This is a genomic window from Clostridium intestinale (assembly GCF_035905475.1).
In the GTDB taxonomy this organism is placed as follows: Bacteria; Bacillota; Clostridia; order Clostridiales; family Clostridiaceae; genus Clostridium_T; species Clostridium_T intestinale.
Genome location: NZ_CP121166.1, coordinates 1,443,729 through 1,461,737, shown reverse-complemented (window position 1 = coordinate 1,461,737; position 18,009 = coordinate 1,443,729). Strand labels below are relative to the sequence as shown.

Sequence of the window (18,009 nt, the reverse complement as noted above, 5' to 3'; positions counted from 1 at the left end):
GTGTTTGGAGGAATTTTTGACAAATTAAAACAAGGATTAAGTAAAACAAGAGATAATTTTACAGATAAAATAAATGAGGTATTAAACCTGGCTGTAACCATTGATGAAGATTTATATGAGGAATTAGAAGAGATACTAATTACTTCAGATATAGGTATGGAAACTACAATGGATATTATAGAAGAGCTAAGAGCAAAAATAAGAAAAGAAAAAATTGCAGATCCACAGATGGTTAGACCAGCTCTTAAAGAAGTTATTAGAGATATGCTTCTTAAGGATGTTGAAGATAAAAAAGAACCTGATAATAAAATAATTTTAATTATAGGTGTAAATGGAGTAGGAAAAACTACTTCTATTGGAAAACTTTCATCTAAAATGAAAAATGAAGGACAAAAGGTTTTATTAGCAGCAGCAGATACTTTTAGAGCAGCAGCTATAGACCAGTTAGAAATATGGAGCAAAAGATCAGGGGTTGATATTGTTAAACATCAAGAAGGATCTGACCCAGCAGCAGTTGTGTATGATGCTCTACAAGCTGCGAAATCTAGAAAAGTAAATAGATTATTAATAGATACAGCTGGAAGACTTCATAACAAAAAAAATCTTATGAATGAACTTGAAAAGATAAACAGAGTTATAGATAGAGAAATGGGAGATACTGAAAGGGAAACTCTTTTAGTATTAGATGCAACCACAGGTCAAAATGCTGTTATTCAGGCTAAACAATTTAAAGAGGTATGCCCTATTGATGGCATAATATTAACTAAATTAGATGGAACAGCTAAAGGTGGAGTTGTAATTTCTATTAAACAACATTTAAACGTACCAGTGAGGTATATTGGTGTAGGTGAAGGGATTGACGACCTTCAAGAGTTTGATGCTGAAGGTTTTGTTGAAGCTTTATTTTAAATTTAAAGGTGTTAAGTAAAAATACTTGACACCATTATTTTTATCTGTTATTATCATTTAGGTAGGTAAGGTGGTTATATGGAAGACAGGTTTGAAGTTTCTATTCTGCTAGATCACTACGGCAATTTATTGACTCCAAAGCAGAAGAATATAATGGATCTTTATTATAATGAAGACTTTTCTCTTTCGGAGATATCTGAGATAAATGAAACCTCAAGGCAGGCTACTCATGATTTAATAAAAAGATGTTATAAGATTTTATTAGAATATGAGAAAAAGCTTCAATTGATGAGTAAAAATAATTCAAGAATTAACATAACTAAAGATGCTATAAAAGATCTAAAAGAGAAATTTAATGCATCAGATGAAATCATAGATTATATGGGTAAAATTTTTGAGAATATAAATAGTCTATAGGAGGTTTGTCATGGCTTTTGAAGGTTTATCAGAAAAGTTGCAAGACGCTTTAAAAAAGCTAAGAGGAAAAGGAAAATTAAATGAAAAAGATATAAAAGAAGCCATGAGAGAAGTTAAACTTGCTCTATTAGAAGCAGATGTTAACTTTAAGGTAGTAAAATCTTTTATATCAAAAGTTAGTGAAAAATGTGTTGGAGAAGAAGTTTTAGGAAGTTTAACTCCAGGACAACAAGTAATAAAAATAGTTAATGATGAATTAACAGAACTAATGGGTACAGCTGAAAGTAAGATATCTTATGCCGATGCAGGTCCAACAGTAATTATGCTTGTAGGACTTCAAGGGGCAGGTAAAACTACCATGTGTGGTAAGTTAGCCTTATCCTTAAGAAAGAAAAATAAAAAACCTCTTTTAGTAGCTTGTGATGTTTATAGACCAGCAGCTATAAAACAACTTGAGGTTGTAGGTAAAAGCATAGATATTCCAGTGTTTACTATGGGAGATAAGATAAGTCCTGTAGACATAGCTAAAGCTGGTATAAAGAGCGCAAGAGAAAATGGTAACAATATAGTTATAATAGATACAGCAGGTAGACTTCATATAGATGAAACTCTTATGGAAGAACTACAAGATATAAAGTCAGGAGTAAAACCTAATGAAATATTATTAGTAGTAGACTCTATGACAGGACAGGATGCAGTAAATGTAGCTGAAACCTTTAATAACTCTTTAGACATATCAGGAGTTATTTTAACAAAACTTGATGGTGACACAAGAGGTGGAGCTGCACTTTCTATAAGAAGCATGACTCAAAAACCAATTAAATTTGTTGGTGTTGGGGAAAAAATGAGCGACTTAGAAGTGTTCTATCCAGACAGAATGGCATCGAGAATATTAGGAATGGGAGATGTATTATCTCTTATAGAAAAAGCTCAAGCAGCTATAGACACTGAAGATGCAGAAGCTTTATCAAAGAAAATGTTAACTTCGGACTTTAACTTTGAAGATTACTTAATGGCAATGGAACAAATGAATAAGTTAGGTCCTATAAATAAAGTTTTAGAAATGATACCTGGAATGAATTCTAAACAACTTGAAGGAGTTGATTTAGAGGCTGGAGAAAAGCAAATGGCTAGATCTAAGGCTATAATTCAATCCATGACATCAAAAGAAAGAAAAAATCCACAGCTTGTTTCATCTTCTTCATCTAGAAAGAAGAGAATAGCAAATGGTTCAGGAACAAGCATACAAGAACTTAATAAACTTCTTAAAGGTTTCGAAGCTATGAGAAAACAAATGAAGCAATTTAAGGGTTTAACTCAAAATATGAAAAAAGGTAAAAAAGGCAAAAATGGACTATTTGGAAATCTTCCCTTTTTGAAATAGTATACCTTAACTTTTAAAGGAGGTGAAAAGCATGGCAGTAAAAATAAGACTAAGAAGAATGGGTGCAAAAAAAGCTCCTTTCTATAGAGTAGTAGTTGCAGACTCAAGAAGTCCAAGAGATGGTAGATTTATCGAAGAAATAGGATACTACAATCCAGTAGCTAAACCAGAAGCAGAAATCAAAATTGATGCTGATAAAGCAGCTGCATGGTTAGGTAATGGTGCTCAACCAACTGATATAGTTAAAAAGTTATTCGTTAAAGCAGGAATTAACAAATAATATCTGGGAGGTGAACTCTGCTAAGGATATCCCTAGCAGTCAATATGAAAGATTTAGTAGAAATCATCGCCAAGTCTTTAGTTGACAATCCAGATGCTGTTGAAGTTAAGGAGGTTGCCGGTGAGCAATCCCTTATCCTTGAACTTAAGGTTGCCCCAGAAGACATGGGTAAAGTTATAGGAAAACAAGGAAGAATAGCCAAAGCAATAAGAACAGTTGTAAAAGCAGCAGCAGTTAAAGAAAACAAAAGAGTAGTAGTAGAAATTATTTAATAAGAGTTAGGTATTGGCCTAGCTCTTTATTTTTAATTGAGGAGGAATATCCTTGGAACAATTTTTAAATGTTGGTCAAATAGTAAATACTCATGGGGTTAAGGGAGAAGTTAAGGTATTCCCATTAACTGATGATCCTATGAGATTTAAAAAATTAAAAAAAGTTATTATAGATAACAAAGAAGTACAAATACTTAGCTATAAATTCCAAAAAGATCGTGTTATATTGAAGCTTGAAGGCGTAGATACTATGGATGACGCTATTAGACTTAAAGGGAAGTATCTTAAAGTATCTAGGGAAGATGCTGTTAAGCTACCTAAAGATACATATTTCATAGCAGATTTAATAGGTTGTTCTGTATTTGATACAGATGAAACTCCATTAGGTGAGGTTTATGATGTAATAAAAACAGGAAGTAACGATGTTTATTGGGTTAAAGGGATAAAAGAATTATTAATTCCTGTACTTAAGGAAATAGTATTAGACATTAATGTAGAAGATAAAAAGATAGTTATTAAACCTGTGAAGGAATGGCAAGATGAAGATTAATATATTAACTTTATTTCCTGATATGTTTAATATCTTTAATTACTCTATAATAGGTAAGGCTCAAGAGAAAGAAATATTATCTATAAAGCCTATAAATATTAGAGATTATAGCTTAAATAAACATAAAAAAGTTGATGACTATCCTTATGGTGGAGGAGCTGGAATGGTGATGGCACCTCAACCAATAGTATCTTCTATAATAGAAACCAAAAAAAATAATAACGGTAAAGTGATTTTTTTAGGACCTAAAGGAAAAACATTCAATCAAAGTCTAGCTAAAGAGTTATCAAAAGAGAGTGAACTTATTTTCTTATGTGGACATTATGAGGGTATAGATGAAAGAGTCTATGATTATATAGATATGGAAATATCCCTTGGAGATTTTGTTTTAACTGGTGGAGAAATGGCTTGTATTCCTATTGTAGATAGCATAGTAAGACTTATTCCAGGAGTTCTTGGAAAAGAGGAAAGTTATCAAGAGGAATCTTTTTATGATGGATTATTAGAGTATCCTCAATATACTAGACCAGAAGTATTTGAAGGAAAAAAGGTACCTGACGTATTAATATCAGGACATCATGAGAACATTCGAAAATGGAGAAGAAAGCAGTCTTTAATAATAACAAAAGAGCGAAGAGCAGACATGTTTAAAAAAATAACTTTATCAAAAGAGGATATAAAGCTTTTAAAAGAAAACTGATTGTAAAATTATGTTGCACATTGCATTTTCATATGTTACAATTATCGTTGTGCTAGTACGGGCGGTCCTCTGGCAAAATAATTTGTTAAGAACGTCAAATTAATATTTAGGAGGGAATGCACATGAACGAAATAATTAGATTAATAGAACAAGAACAATTAAGAAGTGATTTACCAAACTTCAGTATAGGTGATACTGTAAAAGTTCACGTAAAAGTTAAAGAAGGTAACAGAGAAAGAATACAAGTATTCGAAGGAACTGTTATAAAGAAACAAAACGGTGGAACTAGAGAAACTTTCACAGTAAGAAGATTAGCTTATGGAGTTGGAGTTGAAAGAACTTTCCCAATTAACTCCCCAATCATAGAAAAAGTTGAAATCGTAAGATACGGTAAAGTAAGAAGAGCGAAACTTTACTACTTAAGAGACAGAGTGGGTAAAGCTGCTAAAGTTAAAGAGTTAATAAAGAAATAATTGAACTTAAAAATGGGGCTTTAGAGTTCCATTTTTTTATTTATAAAAAGAATTTAAAATATTCATGAAAATAATTGTGAATTATGAATAAATAGCCTAAACCCGCATGAACACTATATATAGTTATATAGTTATATAGTTATATAGTTAAAAATATTTCTTCTTATATTCTTATATTTTTAAGAATATAAAAGAATTTAATGAGTTTAGATAATACTAAAGAAGATACATTTTAATATTAAAACATAAAAGATAGATTTTAACAAAAAGGAGATGATATCATGGCTATAAATTGGTTCCCAGGGCATATGGTAAAGACAAAAAGAGAAATAAAAGAAAATTTAAAACTTGTAGATGTAGTAGTTGAAATAAGAGATGCCAGAATACCTAGAGCTTCTGCCAATCCAGATATAGATGTTTTATGTAAAGATAAACCTAGATTAATAATACTTAATAAAAGTGATTTAACAGATGTTCAGTTAACTAAAAAATGGATTGAATTTTTATCCAAAGGAAATACAAAAGCAATTGCCTTAAATTCTTTGAAAGGCGAAGGGATACGATCAATAAAACCTGCTTTAGATGAACTTCTAAAAGAAAAACATGCTAGATTAAGAGCTAAGGGTTTAGTAAAAATTACTACGAGAGTAATGGTTGTTGGAATTCCTAACGTAGGAAAATCTACATTTATTAATAAAATGGCAAAAAATAATATAGCTAAAACAGGTGATAGACCAGGGGTAACAAAAAGTAAACAATGGATTAAAACATCTATTGGGGTAGAACTTATGGATACACCAGGAGTTTTATGGCCTAAGTTTGAGGATGAAGAAGTTGCTTTAAATTTAGCTTTTACTGGAGCTATAAAAGATGAAATTATGGATATTGAAGAACTTGCGCTTAAATTAATAGAAAGACTTCAAACTAACTATCCTGAAAATCTAAAACTAAGATATAAGCTTGAGAATCTACAAGAAACTCCTCTAGAAAATATGGATATGATAGCTAGAAAAAGAGGATGTATAATCTCAGGTGGAGAAATAAATTACAATAGAATTTCTGTAATATTATTAGATGAATTTAGAGGTGGAAAAATAGGTAATATAACTTTAGAGTTACCTTAAAGGAGTAAAAATGTTTTTATTTAATGAAGATTTAGATAAACTTCCATATAAAAGTATAAATGATTCATTAAAAGATATATCAATTAAAGATTATTATAATAATGAAGAATTTAAGTTTCTTATGGAGTCTCTTATAAAGGACAAAAGAAAAAATGTATCTTCTTTAGGAAGTAGACTTCTAAAAAGATGTGAAAACCACATAGTGGAAATAAAAAGAGTACAAGGAATGTATTCTTTTGATAAAGGATTTGGAGATTATAAGTATGTTGCAGGAGTTGACGAGGTAGGAAGGGGTCCTTTAGCAGGTCCCATAGTGTCTTGTGCTGTGATTTTAGATTTAAATGCATCTACTGACGATTTATTATTAGAAATAAAAGATTCTAAGCAGCTTTCACATGAAAAAAGAGTAGAGTTATCTGAAAAAATAAAGGAAAAGGCTCTTGCTTATTCAATAGCTTTATGTACAAATGAACAGATAGATAATATAGGAATTGGTGTCTGCAACAATAAGATATTCATAGACGCCTGTGATAATCTTAAAATAAATCCAGAATTAATATTATCAGATGGATATCCTATCAAAGGCATAAAAATAAAAAATCAAGCTGTTATAAAAGGGGATACAAAAAGTGCGTCAATAGCTTGTGCATCAATAGTTGCTAAAGTGTATAGAGATAATCTTATGGAAGAATACCATAAAAAATATCCTGTATACAATTTTGATGAAAATGCAGGTTATGGGACACCTAAACATGTTGAAGCAATTAAAACCCATGGTCCTTGCGATATACACAGAATGAGTTTTTTAAGAAATATATTAAATACTTAATTAAAGTCTAAAAGCATCCTCATAATGTTGGATGTTTTTTTTATTTTCTTCTAGATTTAAATCTATATTTATAATATCGTAACGAACGTTTAGATTGTATAAATTTTTAAGGTGAATATATAACTTTGAGGATGATATAATTCTTTTAACTTTTGTGAAATTTATGGATTCAATTCCAACACCATAATTTAATGAATATCTACATTTTACCTCTATAAAAACAAGAAGTCCTCTATACATACAAATTATATCTAACTCTCCCAGTCTACAGTTAAAATTTCTTTCTAATATTGTGTATCCATTTTTAGTGAGAAATTCACAAGCTAAATCCTCACCGTAATTCCCTAAAGATTTTTTATTTATCATAATTTTATACCTCCTTTAAAATTATTGACTAAAAAAATATTTTTAAGTTAATAATGTAGAAAAATATTAGTATTAAAATTTAGAGGTGGTTTTATGGCGGTAATTATAAATAGTGCCACAATAAATAATTTGAATGGTTTTGTTATAAAGGTAGAGGTAGAAATATTCAAGGGACTACCCTCTTTTACCATAGTAGGTTTAGCCGATCAATCTATAAAAGAATCTAAAGAAAGAATTAGGGCAGCTATTGTTAATTCGGGTTTTAAGTTTCCACTAGGAAGAATAGTAATAAACCTTGCACCTGCTAACTTAAAGAAGATAGGTTCTTTACTAGACTTACCTATGAGCATAGGCATATTGATTGCAAGTGGGCAAATTGAAGCAGAGGAGGTTGAAGATTATATAATAGCAGGGGAACTTAGCTTAAGTGGTGACATAAAAGAGATAAAAGGCTTATTTCCTATATTAGAAGCAGGAATAGATGGCGGATTTAATAAATTTATAATTCCACGAGAAAACTCTTATCAAAGCAGCTTTTTCTATAAGGGAGATATATTTGACTTTGATGAACTAAATGGTGTGATAAATTATTTAACTTACAAAGATCAGCTTCCTTCTGAAAAAATACCCTTCAAAATTAATAAAGTATCTTCAGAAGATTTAAGTGAGATAATAGGTCAGGAAAGTGTGCTTAGAGCAGCAGAAATTGCCGCAGCAGGTTTTCATAATATATCTTTTTATGGACCTCCGGGAGCAGGAAAAACCTTAATAGCTAATAAAATAGCTAATATTCTACCGGAAATGTCCTATGAAGAGGCGGCTGAAATATTCAAAATATATAGTACAACAGATATATCAGAAGAGATGTTTAAAAATGTGAGAAGACCATTTAGAAATCCTCACCATTCCTGCACTTCAGCAACCCTTATAGGTGGAGGTATAGGGAAAGTTGGAGAAGTAACATTAGCTCATAATGGTGTCTTATTTTTAGATGAATTTTTGCAGTTTAATAAAGAGTGCATAAACCAACTGAGAGAACCTCTTGAAAATAGAGAAGTTCAGATAAGTAGACTAAATAACAATGTTAAACTTCCAGCTAATTTTATGTTAATAACTGCCTTTAATCCATGTCCCTGTGGTTGGAACTTGAGCTTTAGTAAGGATTGCATGTGTTCTGATTTAGAAAAAAAGAGATATTTAAGTAAATTATCTAAACCCATATTAGATAGAATAGACATATTTACTTATGTTCCTCGAGTTGATATAAGTAAGAGAAATATTAAAAATCAGAAGGCTTTAAGTAAAAAGATAATAAAAAATATAAAATCAGCTACAGAGATACAAACTATAAGATACCAAAATGAAAAAGTTAAACATAATGCTAATGTAAAAAGTAAGGATATAATGAGGCTTTTTAACGTTGATACTGAGGCTCTAGATAAATTAGAGTCAATATATGATAAATTTAATTTATCAATGAGAGGATATTATAAAATACTTAAAATATCAAGAACTATAGCGGATTTAAATGGGGAAGAAGCATTAAAAGCTAGTCATATATATGAGGCATTAAGTTATAGAAAATTTATAGATGGTGAGGTGATATAAATATGAAAAGAGAAGAAATGTTTTATAAAATCTGGATGGCTATCTCAAATGTGCCTGAGAGTTGTAAAAGATTTTTAAAAGACAGATATAATAATGAAGAGGAAATCTATAATCTTTATAAAATATCTAAATCAAATTATATAAAAGAAGATTATTCTGACAGAATAAAAAAAGTCAATGATGAAGAAGTTGAAAAACTATTAGATATTATGCACAAGAATAATATTGGTGCTGTATTTTATAGAGATGAAGATTATATGGATGAATTATATCATGTTTATGAGCCCCCATATGTACTTTTTTATAAAGGGGATATTTCTAAAATTAAGTCTCATAAGAAAGTATCTATAGTTGGTTCAAGAAAGGCAACTTTGCAAGGAACTCAGTTAACAGAACATATATCAAAAGAGTTAGTTGAAAATGGAGTCATGATAATAAGCGGGGGAGCGTATGGAATAGATACAGCAGCACATAGAGGGGCTTTAAGAGGTAATGGTGTTACATGTGCAGTGCTTGGATGTGGTATAAATGTAGTCTATCCAAAATCAAACTACAAATTATATAATGATATTATAAAAAATGGAGTAATTATATCAGAGTTTTTACCGTATGAGAAACCAGCTTCTTATAATTTTCCAAGAAGAAATAGAATAATTGCTGCATTATGTGAAATATTAATTGTTACAGAAGCGGCTGAAAGAAGTGGAAGCTTAATCACTACTGGATACGCTTTAGATCTTGGCAAAACAATATTTGTATCTCCAGGAAACCCTATAAACCCTCAGGCTAAAGGTTCAAATAGACTAATAATAGATGGAGCTAATCCATTATATGAAGTACAAGATGTCTTAAAGGAGCTAAATATAACATCAAAAGATCCTTCAAGTAAGAATTTTTCAGGTGAAAAAGGGGTAGTACTAAAAGAAATAGGAGTGAATCCAATACATATTAATGATTTAATTAGAAGATGTAATATTGACATTTCTCTAATTTATGGTATATTATTTGAATTGCAACTTGAAAATGAAATTATTAGTTTATCAGGAAACTATTATGCAAGGATTAGTTGATTTATAAGGGGGTGAAGACTCCTAATTTAGGAGTGAGAAATGGGACAAAATTTAGTAATAGTTGAGTCGCCAGCTAAAGCCAAAACCATAGGAAAGTATTTGGGAAAAAATTATATCGTTGAAGCATCAATGGGACATTTACGTGACTTACCAAAGAGTCAATTAGGAGTTGATGTAGATAATGAATTTTCTCCTAAGTATATAACAATAAGAGGTAAAGGTGATCTTTTAGATAAATTAAAGAAGTTAGCCAAAAAAAGTGATAAAGTATATTTGGCAACTGACCCTGATAGGGAAGGTGAAGCTATTTCTTGGCATTTAGCTCACATATTAAAGATACCTACTACTGAAAAATGTAGAATTGAGTTTAATGAGATAACAAAAGAAGCTGTTAAAGGCTCAATAAAGAAATCAAGAGAAATAAATCAAAATTTAGTAGATGCTCAACAAGCAAGAAGAATTTTAGATAGACTTGTGGGATATGAAATAAGCCCTATACTTTGGAAGAATATTAAATGGGGTTTAAGTGCAGGAAGGGTTCAGTCTGCTGCACTAAAATTAATTTGTGATAGAGAAGAAGAGATAAAAGCATTTGTACCTAAAGAATATTGGACAGTAGAATGTAAATTAATAAAAGATAAAAAGAAGTTTCCTGTAAATCTTGTTCAATATAAAAATAAAAAATTAGAAATAAATACTGAAGATGAAGCTGATAAGGTAATTAAAGATTTAAAATCTGGAAATTATGTTGTAAAGGATGTTAAAAAAGCAGATAAACAAAAAAATCCACTACCGCCTTTTACAACTTCCACTTTGCAGCAAGATGCCAATAAAAAATTAAACTATATGACAAAGAAAACTATGATGATAGCTCAGCAGCTTTATGAAGGCGTTGAGATAAAGGGTCATGGAACTATAGGTTTAATTACCTATATGAGAACAGATTCTGTTAGAATATCAAGTGAAGCTCAGGAAAAAGCTTTAGATTTTATAAAAGGAGCTTACGGAGAAAAATATACTCCAGATAAACCTAGAGTGTATAAAGGTAAAAAGAATATCCAAGATGCTCATGAAGCTATAAGACCAACATATATAGAAATTACTCCTGAAATAGCTAAAGAAAATCTTACAAATGATGCCTATAAACTTTATAGTTTAATATGGAAGAGATTTGTAGCAAGCCAAATGAGTTCTTGTTTATTAAATACTAATACCATAACTATAACTAATGGTGATTATAAATTAAGAGCAACAGGTTCAATAGTTAAGTTTGAAGGATTTATGAAGATATATGAGTATAGTACAGAAGAAGAAAATCAAGATGTATTACTTCCAGAGTTAGAGAAGGATGAAGTTTTAGAGGAAGATTCATTAACTCCAAAACAGCATTTTACTCAGCCTCCTAGTAGATATACTGAAGCATCTTTTGTTAAATTACTAGAGGAAAAGGGTATAGGAAGACCTAGTACCTATGTTCCAACTATATCAACATTAACTAGTAGTAGAAACTATGTTGTAAGAGATAAAAAACAATTAGTGCCTACGGAATTAGGGTTTATTGTTAATAATATAATGTCTGAATATTTTAAAGAAATAGTTGATACAGATTTTACAGCTGAAATGGAACTTAAGCTAGATTCTGTAGAAGAGGGAACAGAAAACTGGACTAAGATTGTTGGAGAGTTTTTTACTCCATTAAAGACATCCCTTGAGAAAGCTGAAAGTGAAATGTCTAAAATAGTTTTAGAAGATAAGGTGTCTGATGTACCATGTGATAAATGTGGAAGAATGATGGTTATTAAGCATGGTAGATTTGGTGACTTTTTAGCTTGTCCTGGTTATCCAGAGTGTCAAAATACAAAACCTATAGTACATGAAGTTGATGCACCTTGCCCTAAATGTGGGGGAAAGGTATTACTTAAAAGAAGTAAAAAAGGTAATAAATTCTATGGATGTTCTAACTACCCAGAATGTGATTTTGTAAGTTGGCATGAACCAGCTAAAGAGAAGTGCGATAAATGTGGTTCATTTATGGTATATAGATTCTCAAAAGCTAAAGGCAAATACTTGGAATGTACTAATGGAGAATGTAAAAATAAGGTTACTATAAAGAGTGAAGAAAAAGAATGATTTGTCGAAAATAGAAAAAGGGTGTTGAAAATAAAAAAATCCTATGATATATTAATTGATGTAGAACTTTTTTAAAAATTTTAAAAATTTAAAAAATTCAAAAATTTTAGAATATTTTATAGTTAAATGAATTATGGATAATGAATATGGATACATGAGGAGGAGTTTTATGTCTACACTACTTTCTAAGACAAGAAAACTTAATAAGATTTTACAAAAATCAGGTACTGAACCAGTAGCATTTGAAGACATATGTGAGTTATTAAGTGACGTTTTAGAATGCAATGTTTATATTGTTAGCAGAAGAGGAAAAATGTTAGGACATACATTCGCTAGTGGATTTGAATGCGAAATAATGAAAAAGAAGGTTCTTGAGGATAAAAAATTTCCTGAAGAATACAACAATAAACTACTAAATGTACAAGAATCACTTTCAAATCTTTATAATAGAGGAACTTGCGTTTTTGAAGGTGAAATTAAATGCGATATGGATAACAAAATATCTACTATAGTGCCTATAATAGGCAATAGAGAAAGATTAGGAACTTTATTATTAGCTAGATTTGGTAAGCCATTTACTGATGATGACTTAGTTTTAGCAGAATATTCTGCTACTATTGTAGGAATTGAAATGTTAAGAGGTAAGCAAGTTGAATTAGAAGCAGAGGCAAGAAAAAAAGCTGTAGTTCAACTTGCAATTGGTACCCTTTCTTATTCAGAATTAGAAGCTGTAGAACACATCTTTGATGAATTAAAAGGTAGTGAAGGACTTCTAGTTGCATCGAAAATTGCGGACAAGGTTGGTATAACAAGATCTGTTATAGTAAATGCATTAAGAAAATTTGAAAGTGCAGGGGTAATAGAGTCAAGGTCTTTAGGTATGAAGGGAACTCATATTAAGATTTTAAATGACAAGCTATTAGACGAATTAAAGAAGATAAAATAGATAAAAAGAAGGCTTTTGGCCTTCTTTTTATGTTCTAGAAGTAAAATTATGATTATTTTATTAAAAAATATGTAAATAATTAAAAAAGTATATTGAATGATAAAAAACACTGTGATATACTATCAGAGGTAAGAAATACACACATTATCTTATTTGTAGAGTGGTGCCTTTATAAAAGGAAGATCTACAATGGATGAAGATAATGGAGGGCTTAACCATAAGGAGGTAACAAAATGTCAGTAATTTCTATGAAACAATTATTAGAAGCAGGTGTTCATTTCGGACATCAAACAAGAAGATGGAACCCTAAGATGGCTCCATATATATTCACAGAAAGAAATGGAATATATATAATAGATCTTCAAAAAACAGTTAAAAAAGTTGAAGAGGCTTATCAATTTGTTAAAAGCGTTTCTGAAGAAGGAAAAGATATTCTTTTCGTTGGTACTAAGAAACAAGCTCAAGAAGCTATACAAGAAGAAGCTGTTAGATCAAACATGCACTTCGTTAACAATAGATGGTTAGGTGGAATGCTAACTAACTTCAACACAATCAAAACTAGAATAGCAAGATTAACAGAATTAGAAAAAATGGAAGAAGAGGGAATATTCGAAGTTCTTCCTAAGAAAGAAGTTACAAACCTAAAGAATGAAAAAGAAAAATTAGTTAAAAATTTAGGTGGAATAAGAAACTTAAATGTTAGCAACGTAGGTGCTATGTTTGTTGTAGACCCAAGAAAAGAAAAAAATGCTATATCTGAAGCTAAAATTCTTGGTATTCCAGTTGTAGCTATTGTTGACACAAACTGTGATCCAGATGAAGTTGACTACGTAATTCCTGGTAATGATGATGCTATAAGAGCAGTTAAATTAATAACTGCTAGACTTTCAGATGCAATAATCGAATCAAGACAAGGTGAACAAGTAACTGAATAATTTTAGTAAAGGGTAGGTGGATATATTCCATTTACCTTTTACCTTAATGATATTAAGGAGGAATAATAATGATTACTGCTCAATCAGTTAAAGAATTAAGAGAAAAAACTGGTGCAGGGATGATGGACTGCAAAAAAGCCTTAACTGAAACTAACGGAGATATGGAAAAGGCTATAGAAGTATTGAGAGAAAAAGGATTGGCAGCAGCAGCTAAAAAAGCTGACAGAGTTGCAGCAGAAGGTGTAGTTAAAACTTATATATCAGAAGAACAAAAAGTTGCTGGTATAGTTGAATTAAATTGTGAAACGGATTTCGTTGCAGCTAATGAAGAATTTGTAGGTTTTGCTGGAAAATTAGCAGAAATGGCTTCAACTAGTGCAGCTAAAGATATAGAAAGCTTTGTTGCTGAAAAATTCAATGAAACTCAAACTGTTCAAGAAGCTTTAACAGCTTTAATAGCTAAATTAGGCGAAAATATGACAGTAAGAAGATTTGAAAAATTCGCAGTTGAAAATGGAGTAGTTCAAAGCTACATACATGGTGGCGGAAGAATCGGAGTTGTAGTTGAACTAGCATGTGATACAGCTTCTCCAGTTCTTGCAGAAGTTGCTAAAGATGTTTGTATGCAAGTTGCTGCTGCAAACCCATCATACTTAAGCAAAGATGATGTTGATAACGAAGCTTTAGATAAAGAAAAAGAAATATATAGAGTTCAAGCTTTAAACGAAGGCAAACCAGAAAATATAGTTGAAAAAATGGTTATGGGAAGAATTCAAAAATATTATAAAGAAGTGTGTCTTTTAGAGCAAGCTTGGGTTAAAGATGGAGATAAGTCAATAACTAAACATCTTCAAGAAAAATCTAAAGAAGTAGGTTCTCCAATTACAATAAACAAATTTGTAAGGTTTGAAAGAGGAGAAGGTATAGAAAAGAAAGAAGAAAACTTTGCTGAAGAAGTTGCAAGACAAATCGGTGCAAAATAATTTAAAAGAGAACACAAAGTGTTCTCTTTTTTTAAAAATAACTTGAAAGATATGGAGGTTAACTAATGTCTAAATGTAAATTTAAAAGGGTAATGTTAAAATTATCAGGTGAAGCTTTAGCCGGAGCTAATGGATTTGGAATAGATTTTAATGTTGCACAAAGAATAGCTATGGAAATAAAAGAATTAGTAGAAATGGGTGTTGAAGTAGGCGCTGTTGTTGGTGGCGGAAACATATGGAGAGGTAGAGATGGATCTGATATGGACAGAACTACAGCGGATTATATGGGTATGTTAGCAACATGCATAAATGCTTTAGCATTACAAGATTCCTTAGAAGGTTTAGGGGTTATGACAAGAGTTCAAACTGCTATAGAAATGAAGGAAGTGGCTGAACCTTTTATTAGAAGAAGAGCTATGAGACATTTAGAAAAAGGTAGAGTAGTTATTTTTGCTGCAGGTACTGGAAATCCATATTTTTCTACTGATACAACAGCTGCATTAAGAGCTGCTGAAATAGAAGCGGAAGTTATACTATTAGCTAAGAAGGTTGATGGGGTTTATGATAAAGATCCACATAAATATTCAGATGCTAAGAAATATGATTCTCTATCTTACATACAAGTTTTAGAGCAGGGTCTTCAAGTTATGGATTCAACTGCAACTTCATTATGTATGGATAATAATATTCCTATTTTAGTATTTGCTTTAGATGAGCCTGGAAACATTAAAAAGGCTATAATGGGTGAAGAAATAGGAACTATGGTTTGTAAATAATAAAGGAGGTTCTCTTTATGATAAAAGATGTTATTAAGTCTGCTGAAGAAAAAATGAGTAAATCTATTAAGGTATTAAAATCTGATCTTTCAACAATGAAGGCTGGAAGAGCTAATCCAACTATGTTAGACAGAATTGAAGTTGACTATTATGGAAGTATGTGTCCATTAAGTCAGGTGGCTAGTGTTTCTGCTCCAGAACCAAGACTTCTTATGATAACACCTTGGGAAAAAACTTTACTAAAAGATATAGAAAAAGCTATATTAAAATCAGATTTGGGAATAAATCCATCTAATGATGGTTCTGTAATAAGATTATTAGTTCCTGAATTAACTGAAGAAACTAGAAGAAATCTAGTTAAGAATGTTAAGAAGGCTGGAGAAGATTCTAAGGTAGCTATAAGATCAATAAGAAGAGATGGGAATGATAAATTTAAGTCTTTAAAGAAAGATGGAGATATATCAGAAGATGAATTCAAAAAAGCAGAAGATGATATCCAAAAGGTAACAGATAGCTATGTTAAAGAAATAGATAAGATTATAGCGGACAAAGAGAAAGAGATAATGTCAATATAAAGCCTGCTTTCTAGCAGGTTTTTTTACCATATTCATTATGGAGGAATAGTAAATGTTTAAGTGGCTAAAAGGTAAAAAAGATAATAAACCTAATGATGTAAATATAGATTATAATAGAATTCCTAAGCATATTGCAATTATAATGGATGGTAACGGTAGATGGGCAAAGGCTAAAGGTTTGCCTAGAACTTTTGGACACAGAGCAGGGGTTGAAACCATAAGAAAAATAATAAAAGAATGTGATAAAATTGGTGTAAAATACCTAACTTTATATGCATTCTCAACAGAGAATTGGAAGAGACCTAAGGATGAAGTTGGTGCACTTATGAACCTGCTTGTAGAGTATTTGAAAAATGAGTTCGAAGAATTAAATAGTAATGGAGTGGTAATAAATCATATTGGGGATATAACTAAGTTACCAAAGCCATGTAGGGATGAATTGGTTTCAGCTTATGAAAAAACCAAAAATAATTCTGGTGTTGTAATGAATCTTGCACTTAACTACGGCGGTAGAGATGAAATTATTTCAGCTGTTAAGGATATAATTGAAGACATAGAAGATAAAAAAATATCTAAATATTCTTTAGATGAAAATCTTTTTTCAAATTATCTTTATACTAAAAAAATGCCTGATCCAGATTTAGTAATAAGACCTTCTGGAGAACAAAGGCTAAGTAATTTTCTATTGTGGCAATGTGCATATTCTGAGTTCTGGTATTCTAACATAAATTGGCCAGATTTTACAGAGAAAGATTTACATAGAGCTATTTTTGATTATCAGAACCGAGATAGAAGATATGGGGGAATCAAATAGTGGAGGTATCCTTATGAAATCGAATAATAGGTATTTAGGAGCGTTAATAATTGCACCTTGTGTAATATTTGTTTATCTAGGGGGGGATTATTTAAAATACCTAATACTTTTGTTATCTATAATGGGACTACATGAATTTTATAAAGCACTTAAATCCAAAAATTATAAACCTATAAGCATAGCAGGATATGTACTTTTAGTAGCATATTATATGTTTAATAATGATTTTTTGATTTTAATGTATATGCTTATCTTAGCTGCTTTTATATTATTGTGTATACCAGTAATAAACTTAGAAATAACCTTTATAGATGTGGCCTTAACTCTTTTAGGTTTTATGTACGTTTGTGTACTATTTTCTTTCATATACCTTGTAAATCAAAGTTATGGAGGTAAATATTTAGTTTGGCTCATATTTATAGGTTCATGGATGTGTGATACTACTGCTTATTATGCTGGAAGATACTTAGGAAAACATAAACTTAATCCTAAAGTCAGCCCTAAAAAAACCATAGAGGGATCAGTAGGCGGACTTTTAGGAGCTACTATATTTTGTGGGATATTTGGATATTTTATAAGTAGCTATGTACCTGGTATTGCTATATATCATTACTTTCTTATAGGAGCATTTTGTGGAGTTTTCTCTCAATTTGGAGACTTAGTAGCATCTTCAGTTAAAAGATATGTAGGAATTAAGGATTATTCTAATTTAATTCCAGGTCATGGAGGGATTTTAGATAGATTCGACTCCATACTTTTTTCAGCAACAGTTGTATTTTATTATTTAACATTTATAATAAGATTGTAGTTTAAGTTTGCAGTGTTTTAACTGCAAGCTTTTTTATTTTTCTTTTAAATTGGAACATTT

Annotated in this window: 21 protein-coding genes; 20 read left to right on the top strand and 1 reads right to left on the bottom strand. The window is 30.6% G+C overall.

Going from position 1 to position 18,009, the window contains the following annotated elements; genetic code table 11:
* The 10 genes from ftsY to P8F83_RS07525 all read left to right on the top strand — a co-directional run bounded on the left by ftsY (position 1) and on the right by P8F83_RS07525 (position 6,938).
* The gene (gene ftsY, locus P8F83_RS07570) at positions 1–909 is read left to right on the top strand and encodes a signal recognition particle-docking protein FtsY (protein WP_073015963.1); all 909 of its coding nucleotides are present in this window, start codon (positions 1–3) and stop codon (positions 907–909) included.
* A 78-nt stretch (positions 910–987) separates the two neighbouring features.
* Complete coding sequence (locus P8F83_RS07565; protein WP_073015964.1) at positions 988–1,326, top strand: putative DNA-binding protein; 339 nt, start codon at positions 988–990, stop codon at positions 1,324–1,326.
* Positions 1,327–1,336: 10 nt separating this feature from the next.
* Positions 1,337–2,710 (top strand): signal recognition particle protein, encoded by a 1,374-nt coding sequence (gene ffh / locus P8F83_RS07560; protein WP_073015965.1) that lies wholly within the window; start codon positions 1,337–1,339, stop codon positions 2,708–2,710.
* A gap of 31 nt (positions 2,711–2,741) precedes the next feature.
* Positions 2,742–2,990 carry a 30S ribosomal protein S16 gene (gene rpsP, locus P8F83_RS07555; RefSeq protein WP_021802126.1) on the top strand — a complete coding sequence of 83 codons (249 nt, stop codon included), beginning with the start codon at positions 2,742–2,744 and terminating at the stop codon, positions 2,988–2,990.
* A gap of 44 nt (positions 2,991–3,034) precedes the next feature.
* Positions 3,035–3,262, top strand: coding sequence for a KH domain-containing protein (locus P8F83_RS07550; protein ID WP_021802125.1), 228 nt, complete (start codon positions 3,035–3,037; stop codon positions 3,260–3,262).
* A 52-nt stretch (positions 3,263–3,314) separates the two neighbouring features.
* Complete coding sequence (gene rimM, locus P8F83_RS07545; protein WP_238904480.1) at positions 3,315–3,812, top strand: ribosome maturation factor RimM; 498 nt, start codon at positions 3,315–3,317, stop codon at positions 3,810–3,812.
* The gene (gene trmD / locus P8F83_RS07540; RefSeq protein ID WP_326514114.1) at positions 3,802–4,512 is read left to right on the top strand and encodes a tRNA (guanosine(37)-N1)-methyltransferase TrmD; all 711 of its coding nucleotides are present in this window, start codon (positions 3,802–3,804) and stop codon (positions 4,510–4,512) included. Before rimM ends, trmD begins: the two co-directional genes overlap by 11 nt.
* 122 nt (positions 4,513–4,634) lie before the next feature.
* The gene (gene rplS / locus P8F83_RS07535; protein WP_021802122.1) at positions 4,635–4,985 is read left to right on the top strand and encodes a 50S ribosomal protein L19; all 351 of its coding nucleotides are present in this window, start codon (positions 4,635–4,637) and stop codon (positions 4,983–4,985) included.
* Positions 4,986–5,266: 281 nt separating this feature from the next.
* Positions 5,267–6,109 carry a ribosome biogenesis GTPase YlqF gene (gene ylqF, locus P8F83_RS07530; protein WP_021802121.1) on the top strand — a complete coding sequence of 281 codons (843 nt, stop codon included), beginning with the start codon at positions 5,267–5,269 and terminating at the stop codon, positions 6,107–6,109.
* Between the two features lie 10 nt (positions 6,110–6,119).
* Positions 6,120–6,938: a ribonuclease HII gene (locus P8F83_RS07525; protein WP_326514113.1), complete on the top strand. Its 819-nt coding sequence runs from the start codon at positions 6,120–6,122 to the stop codon at positions 6,936–6,938.
* Here the strand turns inward: P8F83_RS07525 and P8F83_RS07520 are convergent, their stop codons facing one another.
* A complete protein-coding gene (locus P8F83_RS07520) occupies positions 6,939–7,304 on the bottom strand; it encodes a YraN family protein (protein ID WP_326514112.1) in 366 nt (121 codons plus the stop codon).
* Between the two features lie 93 nt (positions 7,305–7,397).
* Between P8F83_RS07520 and P8F83_RS07515 the strand changes: the two genes are divergently transcribed.
* The 10 genes from P8F83_RS07515 (at position 7,398) to P8F83_RS07470 (ending at position 17,949) form a co-directional block, all read left to right on the top strand.
* On the top strand, positions 7,398–8,912 hold the full coding sequence (locus P8F83_RS07515; RefSeq protein ID WP_326514111.1) for a YifB family Mg chelatase-like AAA ATPase: 1,515 nt from the start codon (positions 7,398–7,400) through the stop codon (positions 8,910–8,912).
* A gap of 2 nt (positions 8,913–8,914) precedes the next feature.
* Positions 8,915–9,982 carry a DNA-processing protein DprA gene (gene dprA, locus P8F83_RS07510; RefSeq protein WP_326514110.1) on the top strand — a complete coding sequence of 356 codons (1,068 nt, stop codon included), beginning with the start codon at positions 8,915–8,917 and terminating at the stop codon, positions 9,980–9,982.
* Positions 9,983–10,021: 39 nt separating this feature from the next.
* Positions 10,022–12,112 (top strand): type I DNA topoisomerase, encoded by a 2,091-nt coding sequence (gene topA, locus P8F83_RS07505; protein WP_326514109.1) that lies wholly within the window; start codon positions 10,022–10,024, stop codon positions 12,110–12,112.
* 169 nt (positions 12,113–12,281) lie between these two features.
* Positions 12,282–13,058 (top strand): GTP-sensing pleiotropic transcriptional regulator CodY, encoded by a 777-nt coding sequence (gene codY / locus P8F83_RS07500; RefSeq protein ID WP_073015972.1) that lies wholly within the window; start codon positions 12,282–12,284, stop codon positions 13,056–13,058.
* A 233-nt stretch (positions 13,059–13,291) separates the two neighbouring features.
* Positions 13,292–13,993, top strand: coding sequence for a 30S ribosomal protein S2 (gene rpsB, locus P8F83_RS07495; RefSeq protein ID WP_073015973.1), 702 nt, complete (start codon positions 13,292–13,294; stop codon positions 13,991–13,993).
* 68 nt (positions 13,994–14,061) lie between these two features.
* On the top strand, positions 14,062–14,976 hold the full coding sequence (gene tsf / locus P8F83_RS07490) for a translation elongation factor Ts (RefSeq protein ID WP_326514108.1): 915 nt from the start codon (positions 14,062–14,064) through the stop codon (positions 14,974–14,976).
* A 65-nt stretch (positions 14,977–15,041) separates the two neighbouring features.
* Positions 15,042–15,752 (top strand): UMP kinase, encoded by a 711-nt coding sequence (gene pyrH, locus P8F83_RS07485; protein WP_073015975.1) that lies wholly within the window; start codon positions 15,042–15,044, stop codon positions 15,750–15,752.
* Between the two features lie 17 nt (positions 15,753–15,769).
* On the top strand, positions 15,770–16,327 hold the full coding sequence (gene frr, locus P8F83_RS07480) for a ribosome recycling factor (RefSeq protein ID WP_073015976.1): 558 nt from the start codon (positions 15,770–15,772) through the stop codon (positions 16,325–16,327).
* 52 nt (positions 16,328–16,379) lie between these two features.
* On the top strand, positions 16,380–17,141 hold the full coding sequence (locus P8F83_RS07475; protein WP_326514107.1) for an isoprenyl transferase: 762 nt from the start codon (positions 16,380–16,382) through the stop codon (positions 17,139–17,141).
* Positions 17,142–17,154: 13 nt separating this feature from the next.
* Positions 17,155–17,949 (top strand): phosphatidate cytidylyltransferase, encoded by a 795-nt coding sequence (locus P8F83_RS07470; RefSeq protein ID WP_286906357.1) that lies wholly within the window; start codon positions 17,155–17,157, stop codon positions 17,947–17,949.
* The last annotated feature ends 60 nt before the right edge of the window (positions 17,950–18,009 follow it).